Here is a 17364-nt window from a genome sequence, read left to right on the forward strand (position 1 = left end):
TTTAAAGGATGCGGACTTTTTTCGTGGGGCGGGGGCGGACGGCTCATTGCCGATGCGCCCGGCAACGCCTATAAATCAGCGGCGTTCCGCCCTCGGGCGCACGACCCTTTTCAAAAAGAGACGATATGCCCTGGAGCAGTCAAGGCGGCGGCCCTCGCAAGCCGAACGACAATGGCCCTTGGGGCCAAGGCCCCTGGGGTGGCGGCGGTTCGCCCGGCGGCTCTCCACCCGATCTCGAGGAGCTGCTGCGGCGCGGTCAGGACAGCCTGCGCCAGATGCTGCCCTCCGGCCTCGGCGGACGCGGAATCGCCATTCTCGCTCTGCTGACGCTGCTCGCATGGCTCGCCAGCGGCTTCTACACGGTGGGGCCGAATGAGGTCGGGCTCAATCTGATCTTCGGCAAATATCGCGGCAAGACGCAGGCCGGCCTCAACTACAACCTCCCCTCGCCCATCGGGACGGTGATCAAGCTCGCCGTCACCGACCGCAACGCCGTGGACATCGGTTTTCGCGAGCAGCCGGCCGCCTCGCGCCGCGGCCCGCTCGCGCCCGAGGCGCCGGAAGAGAGCCTCATGCTCACCGGCGACGAGAATATCGCCGACGTCAAATTCCGCGTCTTCTGGCAGATCGACCCGGCCCATCCCGAGGATTACGCCTTCAATGTCGCCAATCCGCCGGCGACGGTGAAGGCGATCGCCGAGAGCGCGATGCGCGAGATCGTCGGCCAGTCGCAGATTCAGAAGATTCTGACCGCCGACCGCAAGCTCATCGAGCCGGCCAGCCAACAGCTGATGCAGAAGGTGCTGGACGATTATCACAGCGGCGTTCTGGTGCTGCAGGTGCTACTGCTCTCGGTCGATCCGCCCGCCTCGGTCATCGCCGCCTTCCGCGACGTGACCGCCGCGCAGCAGGATCTGCAGCGGCTCGGCAATGAGGCCGAGGCCTATGCGAATCGCGTCGTGCCCGAGGCGCGCGGCGCCTCCGCCCGCATCTTGCAGGAGGCCGAGGCCTATCGCGAGCAGGTGGTCGCCGAAGCGCAAGGCCAGGCGGCCCGCTTCGACCAGATCTACGACCAATATAAGAAAGCGCCCTCGGTGACGCGCCAGCGCCTCTATCTCGAGACGATGGAGCGCGTGCTCGGCGGCGCCGAGAAGGTCATCATCGACGAGGCGCCGGGAGGCGGCTCGGTCGTTCCCTATCTTCCGCTGCCCGGCTTCTCCTCGGCGCAAGGAGGCCGCAAGTGAAGAGTTCTCTGGCTCTCTTCGGCGTTCTCCTCGCCCTCGTGGGGCTGATCGCGGCAGGCGGCGCGCTGTTCACCGTCACCCAGACGGAGCAGGCGCTGGTGCTGCGATTCGGCGAGCCGGTCGCCGGCCGCGGCCTCATCACCGAGCCCGGCCTGCATTTCAAGATTCCCTTCATCGAGAATGTGATCTTCCTCGACAATCGCATTCTCGATGTCGAGAGCCCCAATCTCGAGGTGCTCGCCTCCGACAATCAGCGGCTCGAGGTCGACAGCTTCATCCGCTACCGAATCGTCGATCCGCTGCGCTTCTACCAATCGGTGGGCGGCATAGCCGGCGCCAATAATCAGCTCGCCTCCGTGCTGAACTCGGCCGTCCGGCGCGTGCTGAGCGAGGCCAATCAGCAGCAGATCGTGCGCGACGAGCGCGCAGGGCTGATGGTGAAGATTCGTCAGCAGGCCAATCTCGAGGCGCGCAAGTTCGGCGTCGACGTGGTCGACGCGCGCATCCGCCGGGTCGATCTCCCGCAGCAGATTTCCGAGAAAGTCTATGGCCGCATGCAGACCGAGCGCGCCCGCGAGGCGGCGGAATATCGCGCGCAAGGCGCCGAGCAGGCGCAGAAGATCACCGCCAAGGCCGATCGCGACGTGATCGTGCTGAAGGCGGAAGCGCAGCGACGGGCCGATCAGCTGAAGGGCGAAGGCGACGCCGAGCGCAACCGAATTTTCGCCGAGGCCTTCGGCAGGGACGCGGATTTCTTCTCCTTCTACCGCTCGATGCAGGCCTATGAGGCCGCCTTCAAAACGGGCGATACGCGCTTCCTGGTCAGCCCGCGCTCTGATTTCTTCAAGTTTTTCGGCACGCCCTCGGCCGGCAAGCCCGGCGAGGAGCCGGCGCCGCCGGCGCCGCAAAAGAAATAGAGTCGCGAGGGCGATCAAAATAAGGTACGTAAGGTAGGATTTGAGCGAACGCCCAACTCTCGCCGCTTTGCTGGCAGAGTGCGAGCGCAGTCATCCGACAGTCTATGCAGCCCGTCGAATCGCGCGAGACGCAAATCGCGCCTTCGCCGCAGCTCGAGGCGCCGCCCGGTCTCAGGAGAGCAATAGTATGACATCTGCCGCGTCCGTTTCGCTTTTCACGGCGCTGAGGCGCGCCCTCGCCGCGGGGCTCGTCGGCGCGCTCGTCTCCCTCCCGCTGGCGGCGACCCCGGCGCGCGCCAAGGGGCCCGATTCGCTGGCCGATCTGGCCGCGTCGGTGCAAGACGCCGTGGTCAACATCTCCGCCACTCAGACCGTCGACCCGAAGCGGCAGTCCAAGGAGGCCGGCCCCGGAGGCCAGCCCTCCACGCCCTTCGACGAATTGTTCGAGGAATTCCTCAAGCGCCGCCAGCAACAGGGCCAAGGCGGCCCGGAGTTGCCGCGCCAGCGCAAATCCGCCTCGCTCGGCTCCGGCTTCGTCATCGACGCCTCCGGCATCGTCATCACCAATAATCACGTCATCGCCGACGCCAATGAGGTGACGGTCATCTTCACCGATGGGCAGAAGCTCAAGGCCGAGGTGATCGGCAAGGACCAGAAGGTCGATGTGGCGGTGCTGAAGGTGAAGCCCGAGAAGCCGCTGAAGGCGGTGAAATTCGCCGACAGCGACAAGGCCCGCGTCGGCGATTGGGTGCTCGCGGTCGGCAATCCCTTCGGCCTCGGCGGCTCGGTGACGGCGGGCATCGTCTCGGCCCGCAACCGCAACATCGACAGCGGTCCCTATGACAATTACATCCAGACCGACGCCTCGATAAACAAAGGCAATTCCGGCGGCCCGCTGTTCAATCTCGACGGCGAGGTGATCGGCATCAACACCGCGATCCTGTCCCCCTCGGGCGGCTCCGTCGGCATCGGCTTCGCGACCCCGGCCAATACGGTGCAGCCGGTCATCGAGCAGCTGCAGAAGTTCGGCGAGACCCGGCGCGGCTGGCTCGGCGTGCGGATTCAGAATGTCGACGACACCATCGCCGAAAATCTCGGCCTCGGCGCCACGCGCGGCGCGCTGGTCGCGGGCGTCGACGACAAAGGACCCTCCAAGACCGCGGGGCTGAAGGCCGGCGACGTGATCGTCAAATTCGACGGCAAGGCCATCAAGGAATCGCGCGATCTACCCAAGCTCGTGGCCGCGACGCCGGTCGGCAAGGAAGTCGAGGTCCTCATCTTCCGCAACGGCAAGGAGCAGACGAAGTCGATCAAGCTCGGCCGCCTCGAGGATGGCGAGAAGCTCGCCTCCAATGATTCGCCCAAGAGCGACAATATCGAGAAGACCGCCGCCCAAAAAGCGCTCGGCCTCGAGCTCTCCTCGCTCTCCGACGAGCTGCGCAACCGCTTCCAGATCAAAGAGAATGTGAAGAACGGCGTCATCATCACCGGCGTCGATCCGCGCTCCGATGCGGCGGAGAAGCGCCTGCAGGCGGGCGAGATATTGCTCGAGATCAATCAGGAGCCGGTCGCCGATCCCGCCGATGCGGTGAAGAAGGTGAAGGCGCTGAAGGACGGCGGCAAGAAATCGGCGCTGCTGATCGTCGCCAACGCCCAGGGCGACACGCATTTCGTCGCTCTCACGCTGGACTGACGACAGCCCCAGGCTTTCGCCTTCGCGAGAGCGCCCTATTTGGCGAAAAGATCGCCCGCGTCGGAGATCGACGCGGGCGTTTTCTTTTGCTGGACAGTCTTTCCCATGCGCTCGACCATCGCCCGCGCCAATTTCCTTTCGGTCATCCTTATCGGCGCCCTCGCGCTGGCGCTCGGATGGCTCGCCGCTCAGTCGGATAGGCCGCTGACGAGCCCGCTTTTCGCGCTGCATGTCGCGCTCGGCGTCCTCGCCGGCGCCTTGCTGCTCGCGCAGATCGTGCTGCGGCTCGCGGTTCCGCCGCCGGCCCTGCCCGCGCGCTGGTCGAAGGGGCGCCGCGCGGCGGCCGCCTTTTGCGAATTTCTCGCCTATCTCTCGCTCGCGCTTCTGGTCGCGACCGGCGCGCTCTGGGGCTATTTCGGCGGCGCGCCGCTGGAGGTCTTCGGCCACCCCCTACCCGTTTCGCCCGCAGCCGACCCCAGGCTCGCCGACATTCTGGGACCGGCCTGGGCGCAGCCGCTCGGCCTCGGCGGAGCGACCGTCTCGGAAGCGCTGCTGGCGGCGCATCGCCTGCTCGGCTATGCGCTCGCCGGCGCGATCATCCTCTATCTCGCCTTGGGCGGATTCTCACGATTCGCCCCACAGACGCCGCCGCCAGAATCAGCAAAGCTCACACCCGTGCTGATCGAGCACTCGCCCACGGCGGGGCTCTCCTCACGTCTGCGCTTGTTCGGCTGGCTGCAATTCTGGCCGCAGCTCGCCATAGCGCTGGCCAGCGGCGTGCTGTTGCAATTTTCGACCGCTGGACGCGCCTTCAGCCCGAGCCAGTCCGGCTATGGCGACGCCATCTATTGGAGCCTCTTTGCATTTCTGCTGCTCTGCGCGGCGACGGCGCTCGCCTTTTTCTATACGCGCGCGGCGCCTTCCGTGGCGCAGGCCGATTATCTCGGCGTCCACAAGCTCACGGCTTTCTGGTTTCTCACGCTCGGCTTGGCGATCGGCCTCATCGGCGTGATCGTCTCCTTCATCGGCCTGTCGCTCAGCGTCTCGCTGCTGGTGGCCAAGACAGTGTCGCAGCCGCCGGGAATCGCCATCACCGACCCCAACAAGATCATTCGCGCGCTGGACGTCTTCGTGCTGCTGGTGAATTTCGCGCTGCTGCTGGCGCATTTCATCGGCGTCGGCATCGCCGTCTTTCTCACCTCGGAGGCGACCCGCGCCCGCTATCGCTTCGCGGTCGCGACCGTTCCGCAGGAAGGCCGCGACTGAGGCTCAGCCCTCGACGAAATCCTCCCGCCGATAACCCTGAGCGAAGAGCAGCGCCGAGAGATCGGCGCGATCGACGCGGGCGGCCGCGGCCTCCGCCACTTTCGGCTTGGCGTGATAAGCGACGCCCAGCCCGGCCGCCGCGAGCATGTCGAGATCATTGGCGCCGTCGCCGACCGCGAGCGTCGCCTCCGTGGGCAGCGCGAGCCGAGCGCGCAATTCCTCGAGCGCCTCGCGCTTGGCGGCGGAGCCCGCGATCGGCGGCAAGACGACGCCGGTGATCCGCCCCTCGCGCGTCTCCAGCCGATTGGCGCGCGCCTCATTGAAGCCGAGGCCGGCGGCGATGCGCTCGGCGAAAAGGGTGAAGCCGCCGGAAACGAGCGCCGTATACGCCCCATCGGCGCGCATGGTCGCGATCAGCCGCCGCGCACCGGGCGTGAAGCTGATGCGCTCGGCCAATATGGTCTCGATAATCGAGACAGGCAGTCCGGCGAGCAGAGCGACGCGCTCGCGCAGCGCCGGCTCGAACTCCAGCTCGCCCCTCATCGCCCGCTCTGTGATCTTCGCGATGCGCGCGCGAATGCCGGCGAATTCGGCCAGCTCATCGACGCATTCCTGGCCGATCATGGTCGAATCCATATCCGCGACGAGGAGACGCTTGCGCCGCCCCGCCTTCGGCTGGACGATCACATCGGCGCCGGCTTCGCGCGCAGCCGTCTGAAGCGAAAGACGCCGCTCCGGCAATGCCTCCGGCGCGAGGGGAAAAAAGACGTCCGCAGCGACGCCCTGCTCCAGCCACTCCACCGCGCCGACGGGCGCAGCAGCGCGCACAGCCTCGACCGTCAGCTTCGGGCCGCCGGCGCCGGCGATGAAAGTCGCGACATGTTCGACAAGCGCTTTTGACATTTCGCTCGTTTTGTCGTTGCGAAGGACCGATGACGAGACGCGCTATTCTCATCGCAGGACCGACGGCGAGCGGCAAGTCCGCTCTCGCGCTCGCCGTGGCGCGGCGCATCGGCGGCGCCGTGGTCAACGCCGATTCGATGCAGGTCTATCGCGACCTGCGCATTTTGACCGCCCGCCCGACGTTTGAGGAAGAGCGCAGCATCCGCCACGAGCTGTTCGGCCATGTCGACGCTTCGGTGAATTATTCCGTCGGCCGCTGGCTCGAGGATTTTCGGCGTCTTCTCGGCGCGCTCGCGCAGGAGGGCGTCACGCCCGTCGTCGCCGGCGGCACGGGCATGTATTACAAGGCCGCGCTCTATGGGCTTTCGGACATTCCGCAAGTCCCGCCCGAGATTCGCGAAAAAATCCGCGCCGAAGCGGAAGGCCGGACGCCGGAATATCTTCACGCGCGGCTTTCCGAGCACGACCCCGAGACGGCGGCGAAGCTGAGGCCGTCCGATCCGCAACGCATATTGCGCGCGCTGGAAGTGCTCGAGGCGACGGGCAAGCCGCTCGCCTTTTTCCAAGGCGCGCGCATGGCCTCGCTGCTGGATCCGTCGCAATGCCTCGCCTTCTTCCTCGCGCCGGAGCGCGAGGAGCTGTATCGGCGCATAGACGCGCGTTTCGACGAAATGCTCCGCAAAGGAGCGCTCGAGGAGGTGGAAGCGATGGGCGCGCGCAGTCTCGACCCTGCGCTGCCGGCGATGCGCGCGCATGGGGCTCCGCATCTGCTGCGTTATTTGCGCGGCGAGCTGCCGCTCGAGGAGGCGGCGACGCAGGGCAAGCTCGACACGCGTCATTATTCGAAGCGGCAATTCACCTTCGCCCGCCATCAGCTGCCGTCGTTCCGCTGGATCGCTCCCGGGGAGACAGACGCGGCCATCGAAGAGGCAGTGGGTTTCATCGGTCGGTGAGCGCGCGCCGCTCGGTGAGATTGGCGACGGCGAGCAGCGACGCGCCGATCAGCGATATTCCGCCGATCAGCGCGAAGAAGAGCGCGAGACTGCTCGGCGCCAGCGCGCCGAACAGGAAGGACGTCGAGAAAATGCCGAGGTTGAGCAGGCTCGCGTGATAGGAATTGATGGTCCCGCGAAACTGCGCCGACATTCCGCTGAGCCGGGCGTGATGCAGCGGGCCGCCGCAGCCATAGCCGAAGGCCCAGGGCAGGCCGATGAGCGCGAGCTGCGCGACCGAGCCGGCCGGCAGGGCAAAAGCGAAAACGCCGGCCGAGGCCGAAAGGCAGGCGATGGGCAGCGCCCGAAAGGAGAGAAACCGGCGCACGAGGGGCCCGGCGAGATTGCCGGCGATAGTGACGAGGCCGAAGAAGCCCGCCAATAATCCGGCGTCCGTGGGCGAGAGCGACAGCTTGCGCGCCGCCACATCCGCGACCACCACGCCGAAGCCGGCGACCGAGCCCAGCCAGAAATAGCTCGCCGCCAGCCGCCGCACGACGCCCGGCGTCGCCAGCGCGCCCTTATGGGTGGCGACGAAGGAGACCACGCCGCCGCCATGCGCGCGGCCGGGCCGAAACGCCGCCGAGACCGCCACGAAGGCGAGCGCCGCCAGCAACGCCAGAAGATAATAGGCGTAGCGCCAGCCGAAACGATCGGCGATCCATCCGGCGATGGAGGGCGTGATGACGAAGGCCGACATCAGCCCGACGAAGACGCGCGCCGTGCGAATGTCCACTTCCTCGGGCGACGAGGAATCGGCGACGAAGGACAGGGAATTGGGCTGAACGAAAGCCCCGCAGAGGCCGGCGAGGCCGCTGAGCGCTATGGCCACCGAAAGGTTGGAGGAGTTGGCGAGCGCTGCGCTGAGCAGCGCGAAGCCGAGCAGCCCAGCCTGCAGCGGCCGCTTGCGGCCGAATCGGTCGGACAAAGGCCCGGCGATGATGGCGAAGCCGGCATAGGCGAGGCCATAGGCCGCCGGCAGATAGGCGATGGCCGCCGGCGGCACGCCGAAATCCGGGGCCATTGCGGCCATCAGCGGCCCGGCGACCACCTCCGCCGAGCCGACCAGAAACAGAGCCGCGGCCAGAATGGAGAGCTGGCCGAGGGTCACGCGCGCGCGTCCGGCATCAATGCCCTCAATGCGCGCGCTGGACGAAGATCTGGAACAAGGTCAGCAGAATTTCCGCGAGAATCAGCACGACGACGGTCGCCTCCAGCCGCACGGAGCGATCGACGTCGATGATCTCGGTCAGCGCCCGCGCCGTCTCGCCGATGACGTCGACCTTGGCTTTGAGCGTCTGGCCACGCGCCTCCAGCTCATATTCGTCCTCGAGCCTGGAATAGAGGCGCTCGAGATCGGGCCGGTCCCAGAGCACGTCCGGCTTGTCCTCCACCGCCACGCGGCCGGAGACGCGATGCTGCACCAGCAGCGTCTGGCCGATCAGCTCCAGCATGGCGCGGCGACGGAAGGGCGGCCGCCCTTTGCTGGCGAGCTCGGCAGCGAAAGGCTCGATCGTATCGAAGACTGCGTTGACGCGACGCTCGTCGCGGGCGAGCGCCACGCTCTTGGCCAGAGCGTCGGCGACCACCAGCAGCCGCTCGCCGGAGGCGTCCTTGATCGCCAAGCGCCCATTGGCCAGCGTCTTGTCGTCGCCTTCGGGCGTGATCTCGAGCACCAGGGTCTCGTCGTCGCGGCGCGCGGCGGCGCCGGCGACGCGGGCGCCGACCTTGGCCAGAATCTCGTCCTCCTCGAGCGGCGACAGGCCGAACAGCACGGCGACGCCGAATCGGTAGAGCACGACGAATCCCGCCTGCCCCGCCGGAAAGGCGAGCGGCGATGTGGAGACGAGATCGGCGCGCTCGAGCCCGCCGGTGTCGATTCGTTCGCCGAGCAGCAAGGCCCGCGCCGTCACGCAACGCGCCGCCGGCAAGGCTGCAACCTCCTGCGAGGCCGATTCGATTTCCGCCATAGACCGATTCCCTTCCAACCCCTCGCAGGATATCATGCGCGCCGCGCGGGCCGGGAGGCCGCTTGCAACCCATTCTCAAAAACGCTAGCAAGCCCGCGGATCGAGGACGCCCCATGCCTTACGTCGTCACGGAAAATTGTATCAAGTGCAAATATATGGATTGCGTCGAAGTCTGTCCTGTGGACTGCTTCTACGAAGGCGCCAACATGCTGGTGATCCATCCGGACGAATGTATCGACTGCGGCGTGTGCGAGCCCGAGTGCCCGGCTGAGGCGATCAAGCCCGACACCGAGCCAGACCTCGAGAAGTGGATGGCGCTGAACGCCGAATACGCTCAGACTTGGCCGAATGTGACGGTCAAGCGCGACCCGCCCGCCGACGCCAAGGAATGGGACGGCAAGCCCGGCAAGCTGGAGGCGCATTTCTCGCCCGAGCCCGGCGAAGGCGACTGACGCGCAATCGTCCACAGCGGACGCGCTCGCAAAATCGTTAAGAGATTCAACGGCGCCAGCGCGGCCGCTCGTAACCATGCGGAGAGGCGCCGGCGCCTTTCCTTTGATTTTTCCCGTACCACATGATATACGGAACATTAAGAATTAGCTTTCGGGCGCGAGGGGCGCAAGCGTCGCGATTTCCACAAGGGAAATAGCGGCCGGCCCCGACATCGAGAATGGGCGAAGATGGCGACGCTCGCCGCCAACGTCGGCTCTATATTGTAGAAGCGTCGGACTTTCGCCAGCCAAAGCATGCGCGGTCATTGGCGCTGTCCTGGCCGGGGCGCGATGAGCCCATTCGGTCACGAAGCTTCCCGTCCCGTCTCCACAGCGGGGCAACAGAAGGAGTATCCGCGTATGCCCTCTTCCAGCAAGAAGACCGCAAAGAACCGCAAGGCGTCCGTCGCCGGAGCGCGACGCGGCGCGGGAAGCAGGACGGCGCGGACCGCGGCCGTCGCGGCGGAGGCTTCGACCAAAAAGCCCGCGAGCGCGAGCGCCGCCGGCAAGACCAGCAAGGCAGCGGCGAGCAAAGCCGGCAAGACCGCGGCTTCCTCTAGAGCCCCCGTTTCCTCCAAAGCGTCTGTTTCCTCGAAGGCCTCCGCGCCCTCGAAGACTGCTGCCGCCAAGGCCGCCGCTCCGAAAGCCCCCGCCTCCGCCAAGAGCGTCGCCCGGAAGACAGCCGCGAGAACGAGCGCGACCGCCGCGAGAACGACGGCGAGCAAGGCAGGGACCAAAACAGGCGCCGCCGCCAGAACGCGCGCCGCCGCCAAGACGGCGGCCAAGGCGAGCGCGGCCCGCTCGGGCGCCTCGCAGTCGGCCGCCTCGCGAAGCGGCAAGGCCGCCGCCGCTGCGCCCAAGGCGGCCGGCAAGGCCAGAGCCCGCGCCAGCGCCGCCCATACGAGCGACGCCAAGCGCAGCGCAGCCGAGCGCCGCGTCGAGAGCGCCGCGACCGCGCCCACGAAGAACGCCGAGGCTCCGCCTCACGCGAAAAGCATCGCTGCGCCGAGCGTAGAGGCGCCGGTCGAGGCCACCCGCCCGCAGGCCTCGAAAGCGGCTCCGCAGGGAACTTCACATGAGACTTCAACCGCCGTTGCGGCCGGCGTAACCGGGGAGACGAGAATTACAACGTCCTTGCGCCAGAGCGCGATCAAAACCGATATCGAGCACTCCGACGTCGCCGCCTCCGCGCACGTCCCCGATGCGGGGGCGAGCGAGCCGAATGCGACGGCGCCCGTTTCAACTCCAGCTTCGAGCGAAACCATTCCAGTGCCAAAATCGACACAAGGAAAGGCGATCACCGCCAAATCTTCGCCGGCGCCCAGAGCCCCCGCCCCCGCCGCTCCCACGAGCGCCGCGACGGGCTCGGCCCTTTCGCCCAAGGCCATTGTCGCCGCGCGCGCCGCGGCTGCGGCCCCCATCAAGCCGAGCCCCGCCGTCGCCGTGAAGGCGAAGACATCGGCGCAGAAGCTCGGGTTCAAGACGAACGAGTTCATCGTCTATCCGGCGCATGGCGTCGGACAGATCATCGCGATCGAGACTCAGGAAGTGGCCGGCTTCAGCCTCGAGCTGTTCGTCGTCAGCTTCATCAAGGACAAGATGACGCTGAAGGTGCCGACCAGCAAGGTCGCCGCCGTCGGCATGCGCAAGCTGGCCGAGACCGAGGTCGTCGACAAGGCGCTCTCCACGCTGAGCGGCCGCGCGCGCGTCAAGCGCACCATGTGGTCGCGCCGCGCGCAGGAATATGAGGCCAAGATCAATTCGGGCGATCTCGTCACCATCGCCGAGGTGGTGCGCGATCTCTATCGGTCCGATACGCAGCCGGAGCAGTCCTATTCGGAGCGCCAGCTCTATGAGGCGGCGCTCGATCGCATGGCGCGCGAGGTCGCGGCCGTGCGCAAGCTGCTCGATTCGGAATCGCTCAAGCTGATCGAGTCCTTCCTGCAGAAGGGCCCGCGCCGTGGCGGTCCGAAGGGCGACTCCGATGCGGACGCCGGCGACGATGCGAGCGACGACGAGGGCGAAGAGGACGACGTCGAAGAGCGCGCCGCCTGACATCGCGCTCCTCTTTCGATCGACGAAAAAACGCGGCCCCTCGGGGCCGCGTTTTTTTTCGGCGCGGAGAGCCGCCTCGCCCTACTCGGCGGCGGTGGCCTCCGGCGTCTCCTGTGCTTTGGTCAGCGCCTTGCGCAGCTTGCACAGCGCGCGATTCTCGATCTGACGCACGCGCTCTTTCGAAATGCCGAGACGATCGCCGAGCGATTCCAGCGTCACCAGGCTCTCGCTGAGCCGCCGCTCCTGCACGATGCGCAGCTCGCGCTCGGACAAGAGCTTCAGCGCATCGGCGAGCCAGCGCGCGCGACGATCGGAATCGACGCGATCCTCGACCACCTCGTCCGGCAGCGGCCGATCATCGACGAGGAAATCCATGCGCTCCGCGGAAGTGGAGGAATCGTCCTCCACCAATTGGCTGTTGAGCGAGACGTCGGAGCCCGCGAGACGCGAGTTCATCAGCTCGACATCGGCGCGCGAGACCCCGATGGCGCCGGCGATGGCCTGGAAAGCGTCGCCCGCCTCCGACTGCGGCGCATGCGCGAGCTTGGCGCGAAGCCGGCGAAGATTGAAGAACAGCGCCTTTTGCGAGGAGCTGGTGCCGCCGCGGACGATCGACCAATTGCGCAGCACATAGTCCTGTATGGAGGCGCGAATCCACCATGTCGCATAGGTGGAGAAGCGCACGTCGCGCTCCGGCGCGAAACGCGCGGCCGCCTCCAGCAAGCCGACGTGGCCTTCCTGCACCAGATCGGCGACGGGCAGGCCGTAATGGCGAAAGCGCACGGCGAGCGCGATCACCAGCCGCATATGCGCGGAGGCGAGCTTGTCCAACGCATCCGTGTCCTTATTGTCTTTCCAGGCGACCGCCAGACGCTTCTCTTCCTCGCGTTCGAGAAAGGGCGCATCCATCGCCGCCTTTACGAGCTCGCGTCCAACTCCGGGCAAATAAGCCATTCTCGCTCTCCGGGGTGGCAGTCGCGCGCGAAAGGGTTTCGACCGAAGGGATCGATCGAGTAAAAGCGCTGCGACAATGCCTCGATTGAGGAGAATCCCCGAGCGGTCACGCAACCGGCGCCGCCGTCCGCCCCCCCGGGAATTCTAAGGCTTACAACATTCTCAGAGCGCGACGGTTCCATCCGCGGTGAGCGTTTCTCACTCGACGACGAGCTTGTATTTCTCGCCCGGCGTGAGGCGGCCTCCATGCTCGAGGCCGTTCAGCAATTGGAAATATTCGAGCGGACGATTGGGAACGACCATGCGCTGCGCCATGGATTCCGCGGTGTCGTCCGCGCCTGCGCTGACAATGGAGAGACGCAGCGGACGCGCGTCCAACGATTCTTCCCAGCTCGAGCGTCGGAATGTGGCGACCGAGGCGGCAAAACGTCGCTCCGCCGCTTCATCGAGCGCGCGCACGGCGAAAATCAGCCGATAGAGCTCGTCGTCGATCTGTATGACGGCGAGCTTGAAATTCCATTCGCCGGCGCGCGCGCTGGCGACCACCGCCGGCAAGCCGTTGACGTCGATGCGCTTCATCGACGAGCGCAGGAGCCCATCGACCCAGCCCGATTCGACATAGGCCTCGAGCGTCTTGCCGACCGGCGCGCGAACGCGATCGAGCCGCAGCGCCTCGTCGTCGCCCTCCTTCACGCCGAAGACGGCCTCGCTCGAATTCTCGAGCAGAAAGCCCTCCGGCGCAACGAAGGAGAAGCGCAGTCGCGGATGCGCGAATTTACGGCCGCGCACGAAGCCGTCATTGGGATCGTCGCCGTAAGCGAGGCCGTTGATCGCGGCGAGATAGCCCTCGCGATCACGCGAGCCGACGCCGGGCGCGCTGATCTGGCGCGCCGCCGCGACCGCCTTGGCGATGCGATCGGGCGTCGAGGGATGGGTCGCCAATATGTCGAGGTCGGGCGTTTTCTTCTTGCCGTAGAGAACGGCGCGCAGCTCCGCCGATTTGCCGAGCGCGGCGAGGAAGCGCGAGGCGCCGTACGGATCGAATCCCGCGCGCGCCACCACGCGCACCCCTATGGCGTCGGCCTCCAGCTCCTGCAGCCGCGAGAAGCTCGCGAAGGAGAGCCGCTGCGAGGCGCGCACGTCATCGCCCTTCTGCTTGCTCTGAATAACGGCGGCGGCCTGGCTGATGACCTCCGCCTCACGCTCGCGCTCGGCGCGCAGCGCGCTGTGGCGCGCGCTCACATGGGCGATCTCATGCGCCATCACCGCCGCCGCCTCGGAGGCGTCGCCGGCGAGCGCGAGCAGGCCGCGCGTGACATAGAGATTGCCGCTCGGCAGAGCGAAAGCGTTGACCACCGGCGTGTTGAGGATCGTCACACGATAGGCGGCTTGGCCGGGCGTGTCGCTCGCCTGCGCGAGCTTGACCAATATGTCGTCGAGATAGCGCTCCGCCACAGGGAAGCGATATTCGCCGCCGAATTGCGCGACCAGCTCCTTGTGCTCCGCGGTGGAGGGCTGCTCGCCGCCCACCGTGCGCGGCACGGCGGGGGGCAGCCGCGCATGTTGCGCGCCGCCGCCATTGAGCAGCTCGCCCTGCCGCTCGAGCTGGGCGCAGCCGGACAGACCGAGAAGAACGCAGACCGCGAGCGCGGAGAGACGCGCGCCGGCCGCCGGCCGCGCGTCAATGCCGGCCGGACGACCCGACACGCTCGTCGCCGAGGAGCTCGATCTGCGCCGGAGAGAGGATCTCCATGCGCGGTCCAAAAGCTGTGTCAATCAATCCTCGCACGCGCACTCGCCGTCCCGTGAGCATTCTGGGCGACGTTCCGGCCCGCGCGAATGTCTCGAGATTGCGTTTCCAGATCACGACAGCGAAATCTCCGCGGCGCGGCCCGAAATTCAGATAGAGTGAGCCGCCCGCCTCGCCGATCGCGCCGACGACGCCCTCCACCAGAACCATGCCCTTCTTCCCGAAGAGCGTTTCGGGCCGGCCGGCGTCGAGGATGTGATACTCGCCCGAGGTCCAAAGTCCAAGCTTTCGTCTGCGCGCCTGCTCCTCCGCGGCGAGCATCCCATTGCGGCAGGCGAATGCGGCCGGATCGGGGCGGAAGCGCGCGAGCCCGGCGCCGATCGCCGCTTCCGCCAGCGAGACGAGCGGCGCGTCGCTCCCCTCCCCTTCGACGAAGAGTCCCGCCGCGGCCGCTCCCCAGCGGCCCGGCGTCGCTGTCGGCGCGGCGAGGAAAACGAGCCTGCCGGCGCGCAGACGCTCGGCGAAGAAGCGCTGCAAGCTCTCGCGCGCGGCCGCGCCCGATGGCGGCTCGAGCCCCGAAAGGGTCAAGCGGCGTCCGTCCATCGTCCACAGCTCGAGATCGGCGCCCGGCGTCGCGATCTCGACCGGAACAGCGGATTCGAGCGCGCAGACGCCCGCCGCCTCCTGCGCCGAGACGGCGCCAGGCGCATGAAAGGCGCCCGCGCAGACGAAGAAGCGGGCGGCGTGGCGGAGCTTCGTCATTCCAGCGGACATTGCGAGCGAACATTGGAAGCAGACGGCGAAACAGTCGCGAGACTAGCGAGCATGACCGCACTTCGCCACATCTCGCGCGACGCTCGCCGCGGCTTCGTCAAATTTTGGTCGAAAGCCGGCTTATGCTACGCCTCGTCCCGCTCCGCTCTCGCGATCGATTCCTCCCATGACCCTTTCGTCACGCTCCATTTTCGCCGGCGCCGCCCTCGGCGCCATGATGGCCGCAGGCGCGGCGCTCGCCGCCGATTCCGATAATGGCTCTCGCCTCGACAAGCTCGGCCAGGGCATACAGAATATCGGCCAGAATATCGGCCGCCGTCTCGATGTGACGCAGCTATTCGGCCATCGCGATCCCGAGGAGGACGCCGCCGGCCGCGAGGCGAGCGCCTCGAGCGTGCGTATCGATCGGCTCGAGAACCAGATTCGCGCCCTCAACGGCCAGGTCGAGGAGCTGCAGCATAATGTGCGGCGGCTCGAGGAGCAGCTGCGGCGCGCTCAGGAGGGCGCGGCCTCCGCCCCTCCGCCGCAAGCGCCGCGCCTGGCGGCGACGCCGGAGACGTCCCTCCCCGGCCCGAGCTCTATCTCCCCCGTCGGACCGCGGCGCAACGACGCTCTCGACCCCGGCTCAGCGCCGGGCGCGTCGGGCGGAACGCGCCATAATGACGCTTTCGACGCCGGGTCCAACCCCAATGCGCCGGGCGCGCCGCGTCCTCTCGGCTCGACGCCCCCGAGCGCGCCGCTGCCGGCGTCCGCCTCTGCAAGCGGCCCCGATCTGCGCTCGCCGGGCGCTCCCCTCGATCTCGTCCATGGGCGGCTCGACGCGCCGGCGCTCCCGCCGGCCGTTCCGCCGACGCCCGGCCCTTCCGCCGCGCTCTCGCCGACGCCCACCGCGCCGCAGACGCCGAGGGACGAGTTCGACCTCGCCGTCGCCAAATTGCGTCAAGGCGAATATGAAGCCGCTGAAGTGGGTTTCGCCGGCTTTCTCACCCGAAACCCGAAGAGCCGGCTGGCGCCGCAGGCGATCTTCAACTTGGGAGAGAGCTACTTCTTGCGGAAGCGCTATCGCGAGGCGGCGGAGAAATATCTCGAGATCACCGCCAAGCATTCGGCGTCGCCGCAGGGGCCGGAGGCCATGCTGCGTCTCGGCCAATCGCTGCATGAGATCGGCGCGAACGAGCAGGCCTGCGCCTCCTTCGGCGAGATCGCGGTGAAATATCCGGGCGCGCCGGCGCGGGTGAAAGAAATCGCTCAGCAAGAAAGCAAGAAGGTGCGATGCTGACGGGCGCAAATGCCCGCTGAGCCGCCGCTTCCCGATCCAGACCATGCGCTGGCGCCGCTCGCCGGCCATGACGCGCTGCTGCTCGCCGTCTCCGGCGGGCCGGACTCCATCGCGCTCGCCCTGCTCGCAGTGCGGTGGAAATTGCGCGCGCAAAAGCGCATCGAGATCGCCACTGTCGACCATGGGTTGCGCGCCGAAGCGGCGCAGGAGGCGGCGCAGGTCGGCGAATGGGCGCGGGCTTTGGGATTTGTTCATCATATTTTGCGGTGGGAGGGCGAAAAGCCCGCCACCCGCATTCAGGAGCGCGCGCGAGCGGCGCGTTATCGCCTGCTCTGCGAGCGGGCGCGGGAGATCGGCGCGAGCGCCATCGTCACCGCCCATCACGCCGACGATCAGGCCGAGACGGCGCTGTTTCGGCTGACGCGCGGCAGCGGCGTCGCGGGACTCGCGGCCATGGCCATGGAGTCGCGCGTGGACGGGCTGACGCTGCTGCGGCCCCTGCTCGGTTTTCGCAAGAGCGAGCTGGAGCGCCTCTGCGCGGCGGCGGAGCATGCTTTCATCCGCGATCCCTCCAATGAGAATCCCGCCTATGCGCGCGTGCGGCTGCGCCGTCTGGCCGCCACGCTGGCGGCGGAGGGGCTCGACGCCGAGGCGCTGCTGCGCCTTTCCGCCCGCGCCGCCCGCGCCGAGGAGGCGCTCGCCTGGTCCGCCGCGCGCGCTGCGCGGGAGCTCGAGGCCGAGCGCGGTCCCGGGCTGTTTCGCGCCGAGGCCGCGGCTCTGCGCAAGCTGCCGCGCGAGCTGCTGCTGCGCCTGCTGGCGGCCGAGATCGCCCGTATCGGCGGCGGCGAGCCACGTCTCGAGCGTCTCGAGCGCGCCGGCGAAAGGCTGGCGGCGGCGCTGGCCGCCGACGAGCGCTTCAAGGTCACATTGGGCGGGGCGTGCCTGACATTGGCCGGCGGCGCTCTCGCCATCACGCGCGAGCCGCCGCGGCGCGCCGAAATCACGCCACGGCCGTAAAAAAGCCACTGCGCTTCGATCGTATGATCTTCGGCGAGACGCCTCTTCGCGCTGCGAAA

At 67.5% G+C, this 17364-nt stretch carries 15 protein-coding genes; 9 read left to right on the plus strand and 6 right to left on the minus strand.

All coding sequences use genetic code 11. From position 1 onward, the window contains the following. Positions 1 to 125 precede the first annotated feature (125 nt). From hflK to GYH34_RS13910, 4 genes are all read left to right on the plus strand, one after another. A complete protein-coding gene (hflK, locus tag GYH34_RS13895) occupies positions 126 to 1244 on the plus strand; it encodes an FtsH protease activity modulator HflK (protein WP_161914087.1) in 1119 nt (372 codons plus the stop codon). Continuing rightward, complete coding sequence (locus GYH34_RS13900) at positions 1241 to 2161, plus strand: protease modulator HflC (RefSeq protein WP_161914088.1); 921 nt, start codon at positions 1241 to 1243, stop codon at positions 2159 to 2161. The genes hflK and GYH34_RS13900 overlap by 4 nt, the downstream gene beginning before the upstream one ends. Before the next feature lie 187 nt (positions 2162 to 2348). Next, on the plus strand, positions 2349 to 3854 hold the full coding sequence (locus tag GYH34_RS13905) for a Do family serine endopeptidase (RefSeq protein ID WP_161914089.1): 1506 nt from the start codon (positions 2349 to 2351) through the stop codon (positions 3852 to 3854). Between the two features lie 105 nt (positions 3855 to 3959). Further along, the gene (locus GYH34_RS13910) at positions 3960 to 5120 is read left to right on the plus strand and encodes a DUF3611 family protein (RefSeq protein WP_161914090.1); all 1161 of its coding nucleotides are present in this window, start codon (positions 3960 to 3962) and stop codon (positions 5118 to 5120) included. A gap of 3 nt (positions 5121 to 5123) precedes the next feature. On the opposite strand, the gene serB is transcribed toward GYH34_RS13910, so the two are convergent. Continuing rightward, positions 5124 to 6023, minus strand: a complete 900-nt coding sequence (serB, locus tag GYH34_RS13915) for a phosphoserine phosphatase SerB (protein ID WP_161914091.1) — start codon at positions 6021 to 6023, stop codon at positions 5124 to 5126. A 29-nt stretch (positions 6024 to 6052) separates the two neighbouring features. Between serB and miaA the strand changes: the two genes are divergently transcribed. Continuing rightward, a complete protein-coding gene (gene miaA / locus GYH34_RS13920; RefSeq protein ID WP_161914092.1) occupies positions 6053 to 6976 on the plus strand; it encodes a tRNA (adenosine(37)-N6)-dimethylallyltransferase MiaA in 924 nt (307 codons plus the stop codon). Here the strand turns inward: miaA and GYH34_RS13925 are convergent. Both GYH34_RS13925 and GYH34_RS13930 read right to left on the minus strand, forming a co-directional pair. After that, positions 6963 to 8126, minus strand: a complete 1164-nt coding sequence (locus GYH34_RS13925) for an MFS transporter (RefSeq protein WP_161914093.1) — start codon at positions 8124 to 8126, stop codon at positions 6963 to 6965. The two genes, miaA and GYH34_RS13925, sit on opposite strands and share 14 nt — an antisense overlap. Positions 8127 to 8151: 25 nt before the next feature. Next, positions 8152 to 8985 (minus strand): RMD1 family protein, encoded by an 834-nt coding sequence (locus GYH34_RS13930; RefSeq protein WP_161914094.1) that lies wholly within the window; start codon positions 8983 to 8985, stop codon positions 8152 to 8154. A gap of 113 nt (positions 8986 to 9098) precedes the next feature. On the opposite strand from GYH34_RS13930, the gene fdxA reads away from it, so the two are divergent. Together fdxA and GYH34_RS22235 are read left to right on the plus strand one after the other, a co-directional pair. Next, complete coding sequence (gene fdxA, locus GYH34_RS13935) at positions 9099 to 9437, plus strand: ferredoxin FdxA (RefSeq protein ID WP_018265898.1); 339 nt, start codon at positions 9099 to 9101, stop codon at positions 9435 to 9437. Between the two features lie 399 nt (positions 9438 to 9836). Next, complete coding sequence (locus tag GYH34_RS22235; RefSeq protein ID WP_348983895.1) at positions 9837 to 11531, plus strand: CarD family transcriptional regulator; 1695 nt, start codon at positions 9837 to 9839, stop codon at positions 11529 to 11531. A gap of 81 nt (positions 11532 to 11612) precedes the next feature. Here GYH34_RS22235 and GYH34_RS13945 read toward each other — a convergent pair whose 3' ends face one another. The 3 genes from GYH34_RS13945 to GYH34_RS13955 form a co-directional block, all read right to left on the minus strand. After that, positions 11613 to 12485 (minus strand): RNA polymerase factor sigma-32, encoded by an 873-nt coding sequence (locus GYH34_RS13945; RefSeq protein ID WP_161914095.1) that lies wholly within the window; start codon positions 12483 to 12485, stop codon positions 11613 to 11615. 198 nt (positions 12486 to 12683) lie between these two features. Next, complete coding sequence (locus tag GYH34_RS13950; RefSeq protein WP_161914096.1) at positions 12684 to 14192, minus strand: M48 family metalloprotease; 1509 nt, start codon at positions 14190 to 14192, stop codon at positions 12684 to 12686. Then, positions 14167 to 14997 carry a thermonuclease family protein gene (locus GYH34_RS13955; RefSeq protein WP_244635120.1) on the minus strand — a complete coding sequence of 277 codons (831 nt, stop codon included), beginning with the start codon at positions 14995 to 14997 and terminating at the stop codon, positions 14167 to 14169. Before GYH34_RS13955 ends, GYH34_RS13950 begins: the two co-directional genes overlap by 26 nt. Positions 14998 to 15175: 178 nt before the next feature. On the opposite strand from GYH34_RS13955, the gene ybgF reads away from it, so the two are divergent. Continuing rightward, entirely contained in the window at positions 15176 to 16288 is a 1113-nt protein-coding gene (gene ybgF, locus GYH34_RS13960) for a tol-pal system protein YbgF (RefSeq protein WP_161914098.1), read from the plus strand. 9 nt (positions 16289 to 16297) lie between these two features. Beyond that, complete coding sequence (gene tilS, locus GYH34_RS13965) at positions 16298 to 17305, plus strand: tRNA lysidine(34) synthetase TilS (protein WP_161914099.1); 1008 nt, start codon at positions 16298 to 16300, stop codon at positions 17303 to 17305. The last annotated feature ends 59 nt before the right edge of the window (positions 17306 to 17364 follow it).

This window comes from Methylosinus sp. C49 (genome assembly GCF_009936375.1).
Taxonomy (GTDB): Bacteria; Pseudomonadota; Alphaproteobacteria; order Rhizobiales; family Beijerinckiaceae; genus Methylosinus.